Below are 16396 nucleotides of genomic sequence, written 5' to 3' on the forward strand. Positions count from 1 at the left end.
CTTGCGACGAGTAAGCGAAAGCCGGGCCGCTCCGCAACCACAGGGCTTCCGGCGCGGCGCCGTTTGCGATTAGCTCGTCGGGCTGCCCGCGACTCGCGGGGTCAACGGGGATCGCCGATGCTGCTGCTGCCGCGACTGCTCAAGGGTTTCGTCCGCCAGGGGCGCCTGACTGTCGTCACCCCGGATGGCAAGCGGCATGTCTTCGGCCCCGGCCCGGCCGAGATGCTGTTCGCCGGGGCGCGCAAGATCGCACCCTCCGTCACCGTACGCTTTCATGACGACCGGATCGAGCGGGAGCTCTTCCTCAATCCCGAGCTGGCGCTGGCCGAAGGCTACATGGACGGGCGGATCGACTTCGAGGAAGGCACGATCCACGACCTGCTGACGCTGTTCTGGCTGCAACGGAAGGAACTGCGCAAGCATCCGCTGCAAAAGGCGATCCGGCAGGTTCGCTTCCGCATCCGGCGCTGGCGGATGCACAACCCGCTCGGTGCCGCCGGCAAGAAGGTCAAGCATCACTACGACATCCCGACCGATTTCTACCGGCTCTGGCTCGACGAGACGATGACCTATTCCTGTGCCTACTGGCACAGTCCCGAGGTCGGGCTGGAGGCAGCACAGAAAGCGAAGCTCCGGCACATCGCCGCCAAGTTGAAGATCGAGCCCGGCATGCGCGTGCTCGACATCGGCTCGGGCTGGGGCGAACTCTCGATCTATCTGGCGAAAGCCTGCGGAGCCAAGGTCACCGGCCTCAACGTCTCGCCCGACCAGATGGCGGCCGCGCAAAAGCGAGCCGAGGCCGCGGGCGTGGGTGATGCCGTGACCTTCGTCAACAAGGACTATCGCGAGCTCACGGGGACGTTCGACCGCATCGTCTCGGTCGGCATGATGGAGCATGTCGGCGTCGCGCATTACGGCGAATATTTCGAGAAGATCCGCGATTTGCTGACGCCGGACGGGATCGCGCTCGTCCACTGCATCGGCCGCGCCGGGCCGCCGGGCTTCACCGGGCCGTTCTTCGAGAAATACATCTTCCCCGGCGGTTATGCGCCGGCGCTGTCGGAGGTGTTCGCGGCGGTGGAGCAGACCGGGCTCTGGTCCTCGGACTGCGAATTCTGGCGGCGCCACTACCACTGGACGCTCGAAGCCTGGCGAGAGCGCTTCATGGCCAGGCGCCAGGAGGTCGTCGGCATGATGGGCGAGCGCTTCGCCCGGATGTGGGAATTCTATCTCTGCGCCTGCTCGATCTCCTTCGACATCGGCGGCGACATGGTGTTCCAGCTCCTGCTCGGCCCGCACAAGAGCGCCGTCCCGATCATCCGCGACTACATCGCGGATGACGAGAAGGCGCTGGCGGCGAAGGGGTTTTGATCACCGCTTCAGATTGACCACCACGACCCCGGCCAGTGCCATGACGCCGCCGATCAGGCCAAACAGCGTCGGCACCTCGCCGAGCCACAGGAAACCCAGCAGCATCGCCACTGGCGGCACGGCGTACTGGAAATTGGAGGCGCGGGCGGCCGGCAGGCGCGAGAGGGTGATCGCCCAGGTGCCGTAGGCGATCAGGCTCGGCACGACCGCCAGATAGACCACCGACCAGAAGGAGACGGCCGGGGCGACCTGAGCCTGGGCGATGGCGGAGGGCAGGAAGGGCAGCAGCACGAAGCCGCCGATCGCCATGTTCCAGGCCGCGACATGCAAGGGCTTGTAGCGGGCGAAGAGCGGCTTCTGCACGACCGTGGTGATGGCGTTGCAGAAGGCGGCGCCGAGGATCAGCAGCACGCTCATGCCGATCTCGACATCGAGCCCCTTGCCGAGCGCGATCACGCCGATGCCGGCGAAGGACAGCGCCGTGCCGAGCCAGGCGGTCAGGCTGAAGCGCTCGCCGAGGATCATCATGGCGAGCACGGCCGTCATGATCGGGTTGGTGTTGATGATGAAGGCGGCCGGACCCGCCGGCACGACGCGCTGGCCGAAATTCAGCAGGAGAGCGTAGCCGGCGATGAAGATCACGCCGCCGACCAGGAAGCGCCAGATGTCGGCGCGCTCGGGCAGCTTCGCCCGCGTCGCGATGAGGAAGAGTGCGGCCGGGCCGCCGGCAAGGGCGAAGCGCAGCGCGGCCATCTCGGCCGGGCCGAAGCCGGCGAGGCCGGCGCGAATCGCCGGGAAGGAGGAGGCCCAGGCCATGACCGTGAAAGTCACGGTGAAGACCAGCGTCGGGTCGAGGCGCCTGGCGCCGGGGGCAATGAGCGCAGGGGAGGCGCAGCTCGAGGAGGACATGGCGTCGATCCATCAATGACGAAAGGCTGCTGCCGATAAGCGCCCGCACGAGCTGATTGACAAACGAACAATTCGCGCATGAGCTGTGACGATGGATCACAGCTCGAACCTGCCGCCGCTCGACACCCTGCGCGCTTTCGAGGCGGCCGCGCGCACCGGCAGCTTCTCCTCGGCCGCCGAGGCGCTGAACCTGACGCATGGCGCCATCAGCCGGCAGATCGCCAAGCTGGAGCACTGGCTCGGCTTGCGTGTCTTCTTGCGGCAGGCCCGCGGTGTCTCGCTGACGCCGGAAGGGCAGCGCCTGCTCCAGCGCACGCAGGAAGCTTTCGCGTTGATCGCCGATACCTCCGAACGTTGGCGCGAGGCGCGCGGCGCTTCGGTGGTGCGGGTCAGCGCGCCGCCTTCGGTCTGCGCGCTCTGGCTGATGCCGCGCTTGGCCGTGCTGGAGGCGGGCGCGCCCTCGCTGCGGATCGTGCTGCAGGTCGAGCATCGCAAGGTCGATTTCGAGGAGGAAGGCGTCGATCTCGGCATCCGTTGCGGGCGTGGCGGCGCGCCGGACCGGCTCTCGCTCAAGCTGTTCGAAGAATGGTGCTTTCCGATCGCCTCGCCGGGGCTCGCGGCCGCGATCGGGGAGGGCGCGCCGGAACGCCTGTTGGCGCAGCCGCTGATCCATGATTCCGACGCGGCCGGCTGGAAGGCTTGGTTCGCGGCGCAGGGGCTGGATTATCGCCCGCGGCCGCAGGATCGCCGCTTCGAGGACTACAATCTCGTGCTCGATGCGGCCGCCCATGGGCTTGGCATCGCGCTGGCCCGGCCGCCTTTGGCGCGCGAGCAGCTCGCGGCGGGACGGATCGTACGGGTTGATGCGCGGGAGGCGCTGAATCCGGTGTCCTACTGGCTCGACCGGCCGCTGGGGACGCTTCGGCCCTCGTCGGTGGTCCTCGCCGAGCGGATCGCGCGGGAGGCGGGAGCTGATCGGGGAGAGATCGCTACGTTCCTGAGCCGGGAGGCACGCGCGGCCTAGATGCCTTGCGCGTCATGCTCGGGCTTGATCCGAGCATCTCATGACCGGCGAGTGCCAGAGCCTCTTTCGGCCTGAGATTCTCGGGTCAAGCCCGAGAATGACGCACTGCATTCACCGCAAACTATGCCGCGGTGCCGCGAATTCGCCGCGCTGGCTGGCGCGCGCCATCTCGAAGCTGTCGGCGATGCGCCGCGCCCGGACGATGAAGGCGTCTGCGATGCCGGGCGCGCAGACCTCGCGTGCCGTCGCCTCGAACAGGTCGAGCCAGCGGTCGAAATGCTTGCCCTCGAGCGGCAGGATCAGATGCGGGCGCATCGGGCGGCCATTGTAGCGGCCGGTGCGCAGCATCACGCCGCTCCAGAAATCGGTGATCTTGGCGATGTGGTCGTCCCAATCCGTCACAGCCGCCGCGAAGACCGGGCCGATCACATCGTCCAGACGCGCCCGCTCGTAGAAGGTGCGGACGAGGTCGGCGATCATCGGCTCGCGCAGATCGGGATGGGCGGCGCCCGGGTAGAGCAGGGGATTGTCGGTCATCGCAGGAGCATTCGCCTTTCCGATATTCTCGTCGGTGAGGATCGCGAAGGCTAGGCCTGCGCGACCTCTGCGACCTTCTGAGGCAGGGCGGGAGCCGTTTGCGCCGCTTCGGTATGGCCATGCTCCAGGAACAGCCGCATCTCCTCCGCCAGAGCGAAGAAGCGGTCGCGCACCGCCTTGGCGTGCGGGTTGGCGCGCTCGATCGCCATGAAGACGTTGGGCGCGTCGTAGCGGACCATCTCGGTCGCCTGCATCAGGAGGTCGAAGCTCGCCGTGGTCATCGTCCGCGGCAGGGGCTCCATCCGGACCAGGATCTTGGCGATGAGATGGGTCAGGCCCTGGACCATCGCGACCTCGCGGTCATGGGCGTCGGCTGTCGTCACGATGACCTTCAGCTTCAGCACATGGCGCAGGAAGGCGGCGATGCGCGGCGTGCTGCGGCCACGGATCGGGCAGAGCGCGATCTTGAGGCCGGCAAGCCCGTCGCGAGCGCTCTGCGGGCCGAAGAGCGGATGCGTACCGATGATCTCGACATCATCGGGCAGGGCGGCTTCCATCGCCCGGGCGGGGCCGATCTTGACCGAGCCGACATCGAGCACGATGGCGCCGGCCTTGAGATGCGGGCGCAAAGCCGCGATCGCCTCGGGGATCGCCGGAACGGGCACGGCGAGGATGACGAGGTCGCAGGATGCGACTTCGGCAGGGGTCGCCGGCTGCAGGCCCTTGCCGCTCGTATCGGTTGCGGGCGCGCTGGTGGGGTCGCAGACGCGCAAGGCGAAATGCGGCTGGAGATGGCGGGCCATCAGGCGGCCGAAGGCGCCGAAGCCCATGATGCCGATGGTGGAGACGGTTCTGATTCTGGAAGACATCGCTCTGGTCCGGTGGTGGGCCGCGATGCCGGGTGATCTGCCTGAATTCAACCGCCAGCGCGGCGGTTGAACATGGGAATGCCACCGCCTCTATGAGAGCGGGGCGTAATAGCCGTGAAGGAAGGCAAGCAGGCTGATCATGCTTTGCTTAAAGCGCGCGGGTGCGGTGCTGTCAACCGAGCTTCGGGGAGTAGTCGGTCGGGTTCATCATGCGGTCCTCGATCGCGCCGACCATGTCGCCATGCTCGTTCCGGGTGACGCGCTTGATCTCGCTCCATTCCGGATCGGCCATGAAGCTCGCCCAGGCGTTCGTTTTCGTCTCGCTATCCGGCCAGGCGAGGATATAGGCGAATTCGGTGCGCCCGGCGCTCGCCGTCTCCCACATCGCCACGATGTGGAAGCCGTGGCGCGCCATGATGCGGGCGGCGTGGTCGCGGAAGCGGGCATGGAAGGCCGCCTTGTTGCGCTCGAAGATCTCGTAGATGCGCAACTGGTGGATCATGCCTGCCTCCGGTCGTCCTGGTCGGCCCTCAGGCCGCCTTCTTGCCCTTCTCCGCCGCCATCAGCTCGACGAAGCGGTTGAAGAGATAGTGGCTGTCCTGCGGGCCGGGCGAAGCCTCGGGGTGGTGCTGGACGCTGAAGGCCGGGCGGTCGGTGAGCGCGATGCCGCTGTTCGAACCGTCGAAGAGCGAAACATGGGTCTCGACCGCGTTGGCCGGCAGGCTCGCCGGATCGACGGCGAAGCCGTGATTCATCGAGACGATCTCGACCTTGCCGGTGGTCTTGTCCTGCACCGGGTGGTTGGCGCCGTGGTGGCCCTGCTTCATCTTCATCGTCTGGCCGCCGATGGCGAGCGCCATCATCTGGTGTCCCAGGCAGATGCCGAAGGTCGGGACCTTCCGGTCGAGCAGTTCCTTGATGACCGGCACGGCGTATTCGCCCGTCGCGGCCGGGTCGCCCGGGCCGTTGGAGAGGAAGATGCCGTCTGGGTTCAGGGCGAGGATGTCCTCGGCCTTTGCGGTCGAGGGCACGACCGTGACGTCGCAGCCGGCCTTGGCGAGCAGGCGCAGGATGTTGCGCTTCACGCCGTAGTCGATGGCGACGACCTTGTAGTTCGTGGTCTCGCGCTTGCCATAGCCGGCGGGCCAGACCCAGGGCGTCTCGTCCCAGTCATAGCGCTGGGCGGCGGTGACGAGCGGGACAAGGTCGAGGCCTGCCATCGAGGGCAGCTCCGCCGCCTGCTTCTTCAGCCGCTCAATGTCGAAGACGCCGTCCGGGCTATGGGCGAGGATGGCGTTGGGCATGCCGTTGTCGCGGATCAGCGCTGTGAGCGCGCGGGTGTCGACGCCGCAGATGCCGACGATGTTGCGGGCCTTGAGCCAGGCGTCGAAATGCCGGTTCGCGCGCCAGTTCGAGGGCTGGGTGATCGCGGCATGGAGCACGCAGCCGCGCACGCCGGAGGAGGCGGCGGCGTTCACCGTCTCGGTGTCTTCCTCGTTCACGCCGACATTGCCGACATGCGGGAAGGTGAAGGTGACGATCTGCCCTGCATAGGAGGGATCGGTCAGGACTTCCTGATAGCCGGTCATCGCGGTGTTGAAGCAGACTTCGCCCGGCGCCTCGCCCACGGCGCCGAGGCCGAAGCCTTCCAGCACCGTGCCGTCGGCGAGCACGAGGAGCGCGGTCGCGCGCGGTTCGGTCCAGCCGCTATCGGCGGGGTTTCCTTCGGTGGCGGTCATGTCTATGTCTCGGTCCAGGCCGCGCCAGCGGCAGAAATGCGGGGGCGGGGCTGCAGAAATCCACTCCGCCGGTCTGGAACGCGAGCCTTAAAGAGCCGGGCGCTGCCCGTCAATGAAGCTTGGCGCAGCCCGCACAAGAGAAAAAGGAACAACGCGATGACGAGCCTCCGCGAGCGCTTCACCAGCGATCTGAAGGAAGCGATGAAGGCCGGCGAGAAGGGCAAGGTCGGCGCGATCCGCCTCATCCAGGCGGCGCTCAAGGAAAAGGACATCGAGGCGCGCGGCGCCGGCAAGGGCGAGGCCACCGCCGACGAGATCCTCGGCGTGCTGCAGAAGATGATCAAGCAGCGCCAGGAATCGATCGCGATCTACGACGCAAACAACCGCCCCGAGCTGGCTGACGGCGAGCGCGTCGAGGTCGCGGTGATCTCCTCCTATTTGCCCAAGCAGATGTCGGACGACGAGGTGAAGGCCGCGATCGACAAGGCCATCACCGAGAGCGGCGCGACCGCCGTCAAGGACATGGGCAAGGTCATCGGCATCCTGCGCGGGACTTACGCCGGGCAGATGGATTTCGGCAAGGTCAGTCCGATGGTGAAGGCTGCGCTCGGCGGCTGAGAATCTGTTGCGAGCCGGAGGATGGATTGCCTCCGGCTCCTTGTGGCTGCGGACACATGAATTTTGTTGCGAGGGCTCCGAACGCCTTTGTCGCCTGCCGGGCATTATGACCCCTCCCCGAGCGCCCGTTCGTACCGGCCATCATGGCAAGGGCAATGCCCGGCCTTCCAATCAGTCCGATGCGGTCACGGCGAATAGCTCGTACGCTGCATCACCCGCTCCTCGATCGCACCGACCAGGCGGCCGTGCTCGGCGGCTGTGCGCTCCTTGATCCCAGCCCATTCGGCATCCGCCATGAAGCGGGCCCAGCGCTCGCGCATCGTCGCCTCGTCTGGCCAGCGCAAAACATAGACGAACTCGGTGCGGGCCTGGCCCTTGGCCTCCCACATCGCTGCGATATCGAAGCCGTAATTCTTCATGATCCGGGCAGCGTGGTCGCGGAAGCGGGCGTGGAAGGCCGCCTTGTTGCCATCGAAAATCTCATAGATGCGCAATTGCTCGATCATTGTTGCTCCTTCGCTTGCGGAGGTTGAGCCGGCGAAAGCGGCGGTCACGGTCAGGGCTGCCACGATCAGGGCACTTCGTCGCAATGGGCGCATAGGCAAGGTCCGTCGCTGTTGCTGTCGAGGACAGGCTGCCAGCCACTGCCGATGAGGTAAAATATATTGTTTGTTCTAATTTGATATGTTCTGCATATCACGCACGGCCTGCCGCAGCAGGACGAGGAAATTGTCGCGTGGCAGCGACGTCCGTGTCGCATCCCAGGCCGCAATCAGTTCGATATGCGTCATCTCCGGCGGCGCGGCGACTGCAATCGGCCGGAAGACGACGCCGGCGCGCGGCACGAGTGCCAGCGAGGCCGGAATCAACGCGATGCCGAGCCCGCCCGCGACCAGGCTGGCGATGGTCTGCATCTGGCGAGCTTCCTGGACGATGCGCGGCGAGAAGCCGGCGAGGCGGCAGAGCCCGAGGATCTGATCGTGAAAACCGACCCCGAGTTGGCGCGGCGTGCCGATGAAACCGTCGCCGGCCAGATCGGCGAGGGGGACGGTGCCGAGTCTGGCGCGCGGGTGATCGTCGGGCAACGCGGCCAGGATTGGCTCGCGCAGCAGGCATTCGCTGGCGATCTGCGCGACCATGATGCCGGGCCGACGCATCAAGCCGATATCCGCTTCGCCCGCTGTGATGGCCGCAAGCTGCTCGCCTGTCGTGGCCTCGCGCAGGACAAGCTCGACGCCGGGAAAATCGGTGCGGAAGCGGCGCAGCGTTGGCGGCAGCAACTCATGGGCCGTTCCGACGAAGGTCACCGAGAGTTGGCCGGCCTGGCCGGCGGCGACGCGTTGCGCCTCCCGGATGCCAGCGTCGAGCTGGGCCAGGACGCGGCGGGCGGAGGCAAGAAAAGCTGTGCCGGCGGGGGTGAGCGCGACGCTGCGATTGCTCCGCGTGAAGAGGCGGAGGCCGAGCGTGTCTTCGAGCTTGCGGATTGCCTGGCTGAGCGGCGGCTGTGCCATATGCAACCGCTCGGCGGCGCGATGAAAGTTCAGCTCTTCGGCGACGGCGACGAACTGGCGCAACAGCCGCGTCTCGATCATCGGGGCGCGCTCCTGCCAGGCTTCGCTCGCATGGCTGGCTAGCATGCGCTGTGGATTGTGCCAATAAACAGGGGAGGGGTGCGATCAGCGATTGGCAGAGGCTCCCCGCATCGCCACATAGGACGTCATGAAGTTCCCGCCCTCCGTCCTTGAGGAGATCAAGGCGCGGCTGCCTGTCTCGGCGGTCGTGGGCAAACGCGTGCGCCTGCAGAAGGCAGGGCGCGAGTGGAAGGGGCTCTCGCCCTTCAACGCGGAGAAGACGCCCTCCTTCTTCGTCAACGACCAGAAGGCCTCCTTCTTCGATTTCTCCTCCGGCAAGAATGGCGACATCTTCAAGTTCGTGATGGAGACCGAGGGGCTTTCCTTCCCCGAGGCGGTCGAGAAGCTCGCCGCCGAGGCCGGCGTCGTCCTGCCGAAGATCACGGCGGAAGCGCAGGTCCAGGAGGAGAAGCGCAAGGGGCTGCACGAGGTCGTGGAGCTGGCGGCGCAGTTCTTCGAGGCCGAATTGATGGGCGAGCGCGGCGGCGCGGCGCGGCGCTATCTCGCCTCGCGCGGGCTCGATGGCGAGGCGCGCACGCGCTTCCGTCTCGGCTACGGTCCGGCCGATCGCTTCGCGCTGCGGGACCATCTCGCCGGCAAGGGCGTCCCGGCCGAACTGATGATGGAGGCGGGGTTGCTGGTGCATGGCGAGGAGATCGCCGTGCCCTATGACCGCTTCCGCGACCGGGTGATGTTTCCGATCCACGATTCGCGCGGGCGGGTCATCGCCTTCGGCGGGCGGGCGATGAGCGCGGAGGTCGCGGCGAAATACCTGAACTCGCCGGAGACGCCGCTCTTCCACAAGGGCTCGCTGCTGTTCAACCATCACAACGCCCGCAAGGCTGCGCATGACACCGGGCAGGTGATCGTGGTCGAGGGCTATGTCGACGTCATCGCCATGTCGCTCTCAGGGTTTCCGCAGACGGTGGCGCCGCTCGGCACGGCGCTGACCGAGGACCAGCTCGGCCTGCTCTGGCGTATGGCCGACGAGCCGGTGATCTGCCTCGACGGCGACAAGGCTGGCCGCAAGGCCGCGAGCCGGGCGATCGATATCGCGCTGCCGCTGCTCGAGCCCGGCAAGTCGCTGTCCTTCGCGCTGCTGCCGGACGGGCAGGACCCGGACGATCTCGCCCGCTCGGGTGGACGGCAGGCCATCGCCGAGGTGGTCGCGGCGGCGCGGCCGCTGGTCGACATGCTCTGGCAGCGCGAGGTCGAGGCCGGGCCGCTCGATACCCCAGAGCGCCGCGCCGCCTTCGAGCGCCGGCTGAAGGAGCCGCTCGGGCAGATCCGCGACGAGACCACGCGCAAGCATTATCGCCGCGAGATGGATGAGCGGCTGGCCCAGCTCTTCGCCAGTTCGGCACCGGCGCGACCGGAGCGCGGCGGACGCGATGGCCATTTCCAGCGCGGACGCGGCGGGGCGGGGCCAGGCCGCGGCGGTTTTCGGCAGGTGCCGCCCTGGCTGGCCGGACCGCTGAAGGCGTCGAGCGCGCTGACGCAGTCGCGGCTCGTGACGAAGCTGCGTGGGGAGGATTCGCGCGAGGCCTTCATTCTGCTGGCGCTCGCGAGCCACCCCGGGCTCATCCTGCGCTGTGTCGACGAGATCGCGGAGCTTTCGCTCGACGGGCCGGCGGCGGAGCGCTTCCGGCAGGCGCTGCTCGATGCGGTGCAGGAGGACAGCCTCGACCGGGAGACGCTCGCGAATCGCTTCGCCCAGCCGCGGGTCAAGGAGGCTCACAGCCAGCTCATGGCGGTGACCGGGCCGGCCGAACGGCGAAAACTGGTGCAAGACGCTGATCCTGAATCGGTTTTCGACTCGATTCATCAAGCCATCGTCTTGCATCAGCGCGCACGAACGCTAAATAGCGAGTTGAGAGCAGCCGAGCGCGCATTGGCTGACGAAGCGACCGAAGCCAATTTTGCCTGGATCAAGGACGTGAAGGCCCGCCTCGATACGATCGAAGGCACCGAGGCCATGTCCGGAGATTGATCAACCCAGCGAATGGCGGACGCATTGTCGATGCGCGTGCAAGCTGGCGGGTGGTTCACGATTCGTCAACGACGTTTGGTGCCATCTGCCGTCAAGTGATTTGGGTGGGTGAGCGCGCCGGGCCTGCGGTCGCGCCGCCCTTTTATGCGTCGGTATGGAGCTCGTGGTTCCAGGGCCGGCGCGAGAGTGCGGAGCGCTGATTGATGGCGACGAAAGCGAGCGAACGGGAAAAGACCGATCAGGTCGTGCCGGACGCCCCCCCGACTACCGACGGACCGTTGCTCGATCTGACCGATCAGGCCGTCCGGCGGATGATCAAGCTCGCGAAGAAGCGCGGCTATGTCACCTATGACGAACTGAACGAGGTTCTGCCTTCCGAGGAATTCTCCTCCGAGCAGATCGAGGACGTGCTCGGCCAGCTCAGCGAGCAGGGCATCAACGTCGTCGACAACGAGGATCCGGAAGCCGCCGGCGAGGAGCGCGCCAACCGCAAGGAGAACGCGGCCGCCGACGAGGACGAGGTCGAGGGCGGCGATCTGGTCGAGGCCTCGCGCCAGACCCTGCCGACCGAGACCAAGCGCAATCTCGAGCCGAGCGAGCGCACCGACGATCCGGTGCGGATGTATCTGCGCGAGATGGGCTCGGTGGAGCTTTTGTCGCGCGAGGGCGAGATCGCCATCGCCAAGCGCATCGAGGCCGGCCGCGAGGCGATGATCGCCGGGCTCTGCGAGAGCCCGCTCACCTTCCAGGCCATCATCATCTGGCGCGACGAGCTCGTCGACGGCAAGGTGCTGCTGCGCGACATCATCGACCTCGAGGCGACCTATGCCGGCCCCGACGGGAAGAATCCCGACGCGATCGCGGGCGAGGAAGGCGCCGAGGAAGCCGAGCCGGCCGAGACTCCGGAGGGCGAGACCCCGCCGGAGATGGACGACGACGACCTCGAGAACAACGTCTCGCTCTCGGCCATGGAAGCCGAGCTCAAGCCGCGCGTGCTCGAGACCTTCAACGCCATCGCCGACGACTACAAGAAGCTGCGCCGCCTGCAGGACCAGGACATCGCCAACCGGCTGGAGAACACCAAGCTCTCGCCGTCGCAGGACCGCAAGTACAAGAAGCTCAAGGACGACATCATCACCGCGGTGAAGTCGCTCTCGCTGAACAACAACCGCATCGAGGCGCTGGTCGAGCAGCTCTACGACATCAACAAGCGCCTGATCGGCCATGAGACGCGCCTGCTGCGCCTGGCCGAGAGCTATGGCGTCGGTCGCGAGGACTTCCTCAAGCAGCATGTCGGCGGCGAGCTCGACCCGAAATGGGTCCTGCGCGTCTCCAAGCTGGGCTCGCGCGGCTGGAAGGAGTTCGTCGCGGCGGAGCTGGAGCGGATCAAGCAGCTGCGCGAGGAGGTGCACACGCTCGCCTCCGAGACCGGCCTGGAGATCCAGGAGTTCCGCAAGATCGTGCTGATGGTCCAGAAGGGCGAGCGCGAGGCCCGTCAGGCGAAGAAGGAAATGATCGAGGCGAATCTGCGCCTCGTGATCTCGATCGCCAAGAAGTACACGAACCGCGGCCTGCAATTCCTCGACCTGATCCAGGAAGGCAATATCGGCCTGATGAAGGCGGTCGACAAGTTCGAGTACCGCCGGGGCTACAAGTTCTCGACCTACGCGACCTGGTGGATCCGGCAGGCGATCACCCGCTCGATCGCCGACCAGGCCCGCACGATCCGCATCCCCGTCCATATGATCGAGACGATCAACAAGATCGTGCGGACCTCGCGCCAGATGCTGCACGAGATCGGCCGCGAGCCGACTCCGGAGGAGCTGGCCGAGAAGCTGGCCATGCCGCTGGAGAAGGTGCGCAAGGTCCTGAAGATCGCCAAAGAGCCGATCTCCCTTGAGACGCCGATCGGCGACGAGGAGGATTCGCATCTCGGCGACTTCATCGAGGACAAGAACGCGATCCTGCCGATCGACGCGGCGATCCAGTCGAACCTGCGCGAGACGACGACCCGCGTGCTGGCCTCGCTCACCCCGCGCGAGGAGCGCGTGCTGCGCATGCGCTTCGGCATCGGCATGAACACCGACCATACGCTCGAAGAGGTCGGCCAGCAGTTCAGCGTCACCCGCGAGCGCATCCGCCAGATCGAGGCGAAGGCGCTGCGCAAGCTGAAGCATCCGAGCCGGTCGCGGAAGCTCAGGAGCTTCCTGGACAACTGAGACGATGAAGAGGGCGCCGCTGGCGCCCTTTTTCTTGCCGGTTGCCGTGTCTTGGCGCCGATACGCCGCGATTTCTCCCACGAATGAAGGATGTTCCCGGCCCTGGCGCCGGCCAGCGTGAAGGTCGGCCGCCCGCCGACCGGCGGCCCGTTGAAATCTTATTCTTCGTCTATTTCGGAGATTTCATGCTGCCATTCGCCTATGACGCCCTTGCCGAGCGCTTTGCCACGATCCGACCCTGGGCCAAGAACGCGATCGGCGATGCCACCAATCGCTGCGCCATCTGTATGGGCTATACGCTGCGCCTGACGCCGTCGCAGGACGATGCGACGATCCAGACCATTATGAATGCGGATCTCAAGACATCTTTCCAGGGCGCTCCGCCGCTGGCAGGCGGGCCGCAGCCGGGCGTGCTGCCCGGCTCGGGGCGGCCGCTCGGCGGGCTCAGCCAGCTGTTCTTCATCCGCGCTTCGGAACTGCTGCCGCGCGTCCAGCGGGCCTTCGGCCCGGCCGATATCGAGGGCGTCTGCAAGGACGTCACCCCCAAGGTGCTCGGCCGGAAGGGCGTGCTCTATCTGGAGAACTGCTACCAGACGAGCGGCGACAAGAACCACTCCTTCCTGTTCTTCCAATGGACAAGTGGCGACCATTGGGACCTGTTCGACGGCACCGTGATCGTCGCGCAGGAGGACAGGCTGGCTGGCAACCGGCATGGCGGCCAGCTCTATTTCTGGCAGGCGCGCTAGTGGGTCGTATCGAGCCGTATTTCCGCGCGAGAGAGCTTGATCTCAGCGGTGCAAGGAGGCTTGCTGGACCGGCACGCCGTTCGGGAGGCTTTCCTTCATGTCGATCGAATTTCTGCTCACCTCGCTGATCATCGTCGCATCGCCCGGTACCGGCGCGCTCTACACCATCGCCGCCGGCCTCACGCGCGGCGCGCGGGCGAGCGTGATTGCGGCGCTCGCCTGCACGCTCGGCATCGTGCCGCACCTGGTCGCCGCGCTGATGGGGATCGCGGCGGTGCTGCATGCGAGCGCGCTCGCCTTCGCCGTCGTGAAATATGCCGGCGTCGCCTATCTGCTCTACATGGCCTGGCAGACGCTGAAGGAACATGGCGCGCTGACCGTCGAGGCGAAGCCGGATGCGCGCTCGGCCTGGCACGTGCTGCGTGACGGCGTTGCCATCAACCTGCTCAATCCGAAGCTCTCGATCTTCTTCGTCGCCTTCCTGCCGCAGTTCATCGCGGCCGGGGAGGCGCACCCGCTGGCGCGCATGCTGGAACTCTCTGGCGTGTTCATGGCGATGACCTTCGTCGTCTTCGCGCTCTACGGTTTCTTCGCGGCGGCGATGCGCGACAAGGTCGTCAGCCGCCCGGCGGTGATGGCGTGGCTGCGCCGCAGCTTCGCAGCCGCCTTCGTCGCGCTCGGCGCCAAGCTCGCGCTGACCGAGCGTTGAGCGCGATGTCCCGCCAGCGGATCCTCACCATCGCGACGCAAGGGGCGGGGCTCTACGAGTTCACCCGGCAGGCGGCGGATTTCGTCGGCGCCCATGACGAGCCGGAGGGGCTGCTGACGCTGTTCGTACGTCACACCTCCTGCTCGCTGCTGATCCAGGAAAATGCCGATCCGGATGTCAGGCGCGATCTCGATGCGTTTTTCGGAAGGCTGGTGCCGTCGGCGGACGATCCGGCGATGGGCTATCTCGTTCACCGCGCCGAGGGGCCGGACGACATGCCGGCACATATCAAGGCGGCGCTGACCGCCGTTTCGCTCTCGATTCCCGTGATGGGCGGGCGCCTCGCGCTCGGCACCTGGCAGGGCATCTATCTGTTCGAGCACCGGGCGAGCCCGCACCGACGCGAGATCGTTTTGCACCTGTCCGTCTGAGGCTCGCGTATCGGACACTCCGATCGAGCCATCTATTGCGCCGCAAAGCTTTCCGGTGTCGGCAGCGGCTCCCAGGAGTCGCCGCCACCGATGAGACAGCTCACGCCGCCCGGCGTCGTGACGAGCAGCGTCCAGGTGCCGGCCGGTCCGACATAAAGCTCGAACAGGAGGCCGCTATCCGCCAGCCCGCTGCCGACGACGCGCTCGCGGAAGGTCTCCTGCAGCTTCTCGGCGATGTGGGTGCGTTCGGCGCAGGGCGGCCCGCGCGGAGCAGGCTGCTGGGCAAGGGCGGGCAAGGCCTGAAGCGTGCCGGCCAGTCCCGCGACGACCAGGAATTTGCGGAGTGTCGATTTGGTGAGTGTCATGGCCATTCTCCCTGTCCGGAAGCGGCCGCTGGGCGGGATCATGTCGGGAAGCCTTGCGACTGCCCTGGACATATTTGATGTGGGAAGCTGCGAGACGCGGTTCAAGCCGGAGGGCGGGCAGGGGGGCCGGTTCGCGACGGGCGCAAACGAGGTTCTCCCCGGCACGTCTCCTGCCTTGGGCGCTTTCGCGTTCGTCCGAATTGTTGAGCTGCCCCGGCTCGCTGCCCCGTCGCATTTTCCTCATGCGGGCTGGTACCCACTTCGCTCGAAAATGCTCTATATCAGGCCCAACGCGTGCGGAGGTTCCATGTCTTTCTTCAAAACATTGTTCGGTGGCGGCAAGCAGGCCGAGGAGAAGCCGGCCGGACCGGTCAAGAGCATCGAGCATAACGGCTTCACCATCCACGCTACGCCCTATCAGGAAGGCGGGCAGTACCAGCTCTGCGGCATCATCGAGAAGGCGATCGACGGCGAGACGAAGACTCACCGCTTCGTTCGCGCCGACCGCTTTCCGGGGCAGGCGGAAGCCGCCGATTTCACCCTGATCAAGGGGCAGCAGATCGTCGACATGGAAGGCGAGCGCATCTTCCGCTGAGCGATTTTGCCGCGGCTGGCTCCGGGAACGATGCCGGCCCCGAGCGGTTTCCTGATCTCACCCCGAGATGAAGGAGAACGCCATGAGCAATCTGGCCGGAAAGACGATTTTGATTCTCGCGACGCATGGCTTCGAGCAATCCGAGCTCGACGTGCCGCATGCGGAGCTGAAGAAGGCCGGGGCGACGGTGCATGTCGTCGCGCCCGAGGCCGGCGAGATCAAGGGCTGGAAGCACACAGACTGGAGTACGCCGGTCAAGGTCGACAAGACGCTCGATCAGGTCGGCGCCAAGGACTATGACGCCATCGTGCTGCCGGGCGGGCAGATGAACCCGGATACGCTGCGCGGCAACGACAAGGCCCTCGCGCTGATCAAGGAATTCTTCGCGCAGGGCAAGATCGTCGCGGCCGTCTGCCACGGCCCCTGGCTGCTGATCGACACCGGCATCGCCAAGGGGCGCAAGCTCACATCGTGGCCCACCCTGAAGCAGGATCTGCTCAATGCCGGCGCCTTGTGGGAGGACCGCGAGGTCGTCACCGACAAGGGCGTGGTCACCTCGCGCAAGCCCGACGATCTCCCGGCCTTCGTCGCCAAGATCATCGAGGAGGTCAGGGAAGGGCGCCATGAGCGCAGGGCAGCCTGA

Annotated in this window: 18 protein-coding genes; 10 read left to right on the top strand and 8 right to left on the bottom strand. The window is 66.5% G+C overall.

Features of this window, described 5'->3' with window-relative positions:
- Positions 1-117 precede the first annotated feature (117 nt).
- Positions 118-1371 carry a class I SAM-dependent methyltransferase gene (locus GGC47_RS06330; protein WP_429067367.1) on the top strand — a complete coding sequence of 418 codons (1254 nt, stop codon included), beginning with the start codon at positions 118-120 and terminating at the stop codon, positions 1369-1371.
- Here GGC47_RS06330 and GGC47_RS06335 read toward each other — a convergent pair whose 3' ends face one another.
- On the bottom strand, positions 1372-2280 hold the full coding sequence (locus GGC47_RS06335) for a DMT family transporter (protein WP_051987513.1): 909 nt from the start codon (positions 2278-2280) through the stop codon (positions 1372-1374).
- A gap of 91 nt (positions 2281-2371) precedes the next feature.
- On the opposite strand from GGC47_RS06335, the gene GGC47_RS06340 reads away from it, so the two are divergent.
- Positions 2372-3304 carry a LysR substrate-binding domain-containing protein gene (locus tag GGC47_RS06340; RefSeq protein ID WP_038359051.1) on the top strand — a complete coding sequence of 311 codons (933 nt, stop codon included), beginning with the start codon at positions 2372-2374 and terminating at the stop codon, positions 3302-3304.
- A 111-nt stretch (positions 3305-3415) separates the two neighbouring features.
- On the opposite strand, the gene GGC47_RS06345 is transcribed toward GGC47_RS06340, so the two are convergent.
- From GGC47_RS06345 to carA, 4 genes are all read right to left on the bottom strand, one after another.
- Positions 3416-3841, bottom strand: a complete 426-nt coding sequence (locus GGC47_RS06345) for a group III truncated hemoglobin (protein ID WP_142021732.1) — start codon at positions 3839-3841, stop codon at positions 3416-3418.
- Positions 3842-3891: 50 nt separating this feature from the next.
- Entirely contained in the window at positions 3892-4710 is an 819-nt protein-coding gene (locus GGC47_RS06350; RefSeq protein WP_142021733.1) for a prephenate dehydrogenase/arogenate dehydrogenase family protein, read from the bottom strand.
- Positions 4711-4882: 172 nt separating this feature from the next.
- Entirely contained in the window at positions 4883-5212 is a 330-nt protein-coding gene (locus GGC47_RS06355; RefSeq protein WP_133562962.1) for an NIPSNAP family protein, read from the bottom strand.
- A 28-nt stretch (positions 5213-5240) separates the two neighbouring features.
- Entirely contained in the window at positions 5241-6449 is a 1209-nt protein-coding gene (gene carA / locus GGC47_RS06360) for a glutamine-hydrolyzing carbamoyl-phosphate synthase small subunit (RefSeq protein WP_142021734.1), read from the bottom strand.
- A 156-nt stretch (positions 6450-6605) separates the two neighbouring features.
- Between carA and GGC47_RS06365 the strand changes: the two genes are divergently transcribed.
- Positions 6606-7067 carry a GatB/YqeY domain-containing protein gene (locus GGC47_RS06365; protein WP_038359043.1) on the top strand — a complete coding sequence of 154 codons (462 nt, stop codon included), beginning with the start codon at positions 6606-6608 and terminating at the stop codon, positions 7065-7067.
- A 185-nt stretch (positions 7068-7252) separates the two neighbouring features.
- Here the strand turns inward: GGC47_RS06365 and GGC47_RS06370 are convergent, their stop codons facing one another.
- Together GGC47_RS06370 and GGC47_RS06375 are read right to left on the bottom strand one after the other, a co-directional pair.
- Positions 7253-7573, bottom strand: coding sequence for an NIPSNAP family protein (locus GGC47_RS06370; protein ID WP_113252548.1), 321 nt, complete (start codon positions 7571-7573; stop codon positions 7253-7255).
- Between the two features lie 168 nt (positions 7574-7741).
- Positions 7742-8704: a LysR substrate-binding domain-containing protein gene (locus tag GGC47_RS06375; protein ID WP_210245644.1), complete on the bottom strand. Its 963-nt coding sequence runs from the start codon at positions 8702-8704 to the stop codon at positions 7742-7744.
- 82 nt (positions 8705-8786) lie between these two features.
- On the opposite strand from GGC47_RS06375, the gene dnaG reads away from it, so the two are divergent.
- The 5 genes from dnaG (at position 8787) to GGC47_RS06400 (ending at position 14793) form a co-directional block, all read left to right on the top strand.
- Complete coding sequence (dnaG, locus tag GGC47_RS06380) at positions 8787-10688, top strand: DNA primase (RefSeq protein ID WP_142021735.1); 1902 nt, start codon at positions 8787-8789, stop codon at positions 10686-10688.
- Positions 10689-10891: 203 nt separating this feature from the next.
- Positions 10892-12907: an RNA polymerase sigma factor RpoD gene (gene rpoD, locus GGC47_RS06385; RefSeq protein WP_038359035.1), complete on the top strand. Its 2016-nt coding sequence runs from the start codon at positions 10892-10894 to the stop codon at positions 12905-12907.
- A 185-nt stretch (positions 12908-13092) separates the two neighbouring features.
- Positions 13093-13653, top strand: a complete 561-nt coding sequence (locus tag GGC47_RS06390) for a hypothetical protein (protein WP_142021736.1) — start codon at positions 13093-13095, stop codon at positions 13651-13653.
- Positions 13654-13750: 97 nt separating this feature from the next.
- Positions 13751-14362, top strand: coding sequence for a LysE family translocator (locus GGC47_RS06395; RefSeq protein ID WP_112762682.1), 612 nt, complete (start codon positions 13751-13753; stop codon positions 14360-14362).
- Positions 14363-14367: 5 nt separating this feature from the next.
- Complete coding sequence (locus GGC47_RS06400) at positions 14368-14793, top strand: secondary thiamine-phosphate synthase enzyme YjbQ (protein WP_142021737.1); 426 nt, start codon at positions 14368-14370, stop codon at positions 14791-14793.
- A 32-nt stretch (positions 14794-14825) separates the two neighbouring features.
- Here GGC47_RS06400 and GGC47_RS06405 read toward each other — a convergent pair whose 3' ends face one another.
- The gene (locus GGC47_RS06405) at positions 14826-15158 is read right to left on the bottom strand and encodes a hypothetical protein (protein ID WP_142021738.1); all 333 of its coding nucleotides are present in this window, start codon (positions 15156-15158) and stop codon (positions 14826-14828) included.
- A 307-nt stretch (positions 15159-15465) separates the two neighbouring features.
- Here GGC47_RS06405 and GGC47_RS06410 point away from each other — a divergent pair, with 307 nt between their 5' ends.
- Together GGC47_RS06410 and GGC47_RS06415 are read left to right on the top strand one after the other, a co-directional pair.
- Positions 15466-15753 (top strand): HlyU family transcriptional regulator, encoded by a 288-nt coding sequence (locus GGC47_RS06410; RefSeq protein ID WP_038359023.1) that lies wholly within the window; start codon positions 15466-15468, stop codon positions 15751-15753.
- Positions 15754-15835: 82 nt separating this feature from the next.
- Positions 15836-16396, top strand: a complete 561-nt coding sequence (locus tag GGC47_RS06415) for a type 1 glutamine amidotransferase domain-containing protein (protein WP_142021739.1) — start codon at positions 15836-15838, stop codon at positions 16394-16396.

Origin of the sequence: Allobosea sp. OAE752 (genome assembly GCF_050433265.1) — a bacterium.
GTDB lineage: Bacteria > Pseudomonadota > Alphaproteobacteria > Rhizobiales > Beijerinckiaceae > Allobosea > Allobosea spartocytisi.

Bases quoted from the DNA above. Each gene is read 5' to 3' on its own strand.
- GGC47_RS06330 (WP_429067367.1), top strand. From the start codon at position 118: ATGCTGCTGCTGCCGCGACTGCTCAAGGGTTTCGTCCGCCAGGGGCGC.
- GGC47_RS06335 (WP_051987513.1), bottom strand. From the start codon at position 2,280: ATGTCCTCCTCGAGCTGCGCCTCCCCTGCGCTCATTGCCCCCGGCGCC.
- GGC47_RS06340 (WP_038359051.1), top strand. From the start codon at position 2,372: ATGGATCACAGCTCGAACCTGCCGCCGCTCGACACCCTGCGCGCTTTC.
- GGC47_RS06345 (WP_142021732.1), bottom strand. From the start codon at position 3,841: ATGACCGACAATCCCCTGCTCTACCCGGGCGCCGCCCATCCCGATCTG.
- GGC47_RS06350 (WP_142021733.1), bottom strand. From the start codon at position 4,710: ATGTCTTCCAGAATCAGAACCGTCTCCACCATCGGCATCATGGGCTTC.
- GGC47_RS06355 (WP_133562962.1), bottom strand. From the start codon at position 5,212: ATGATCCACCAGTTGCGCATCTACGAGATCTTCGAGCGCAACAAGGCG.
- carA (WP_142021734.1), bottom strand. From the start codon at position 6,449: ATGACCGCCACCGAAGGAAACCCCGCCGATAGCGGCTGGACCGAACCG.
- GGC47_RS06365 (WP_038359043.1), top strand. From the start codon at position 6,606: ATGACGAGCCTCCGCGAGCGCTTCACCAGCGATCTGAAGGAAGCGATG.
- GGC47_RS06370 (WP_113252548.1), bottom strand. From the start codon at position 7,573: ATGATCGAGCAATTGCGCATCTATGAGATTTTCGATGGCAACAAGGCG.
- GGC47_RS06375 (WP_210245644.1), bottom strand. From the start codon at position 8,704: ATGCTAGCCAGCCATGCGAGCGAAGCCTGGCAGGAGCGCGCCCCGATG.
- dnaG (WP_142021735.1), top strand. From the start codon at position 8,787: ATGAAGTTCCCGCCCTCCGTCCTTGAGGAGATCAAGGCGCGGCTGCCT.
- rpoD (WP_038359035.1), top strand. From the start codon at position 10,892: ATGGCGACGAAAGCGAGCGAACGGGAAAAGACCGATCAGGTCGTGCCG.
- GGC47_RS06390 (WP_142021736.1), top strand. From the start codon at position 13,093: ATGCTGCCATTCGCCTATGACGCCCTTGCCGAGCGCTTTGCCACGATC.
- GGC47_RS06395 (WP_112762682.1), top strand. From the start codon at position 13,751: ATGTCGATCGAATTTCTGCTCACCTCGCTGATCATCGTCGCATCGCCC.
- GGC47_RS06400 (WP_142021737.1), top strand. From the start codon at position 14,368: ATGTCCCGCCAGCGGATCCTCACCATCGCGACGCAAGGGGCGGGGCTC.
- GGC47_RS06405 (WP_142021738.1), bottom strand. From the start codon at position 15,158: ATGACACTCACCAAATCGACACTCCGCAAATTCCTGGTCGTCGCGGGA.
- GGC47_RS06410 (WP_038359023.1), top strand. From the start codon at position 15,466: ATGTCTTTCTTCAAAACATTGTTCGGTGGCGGCAAGCAGGCCGAGGAG.
- GGC47_RS06415 (WP_142021739.1), top strand. From the start codon at position 15,836: ATGAGCAATCTGGCCGGAAAGACGATTTTGATTCTCGCGACGCATGGC.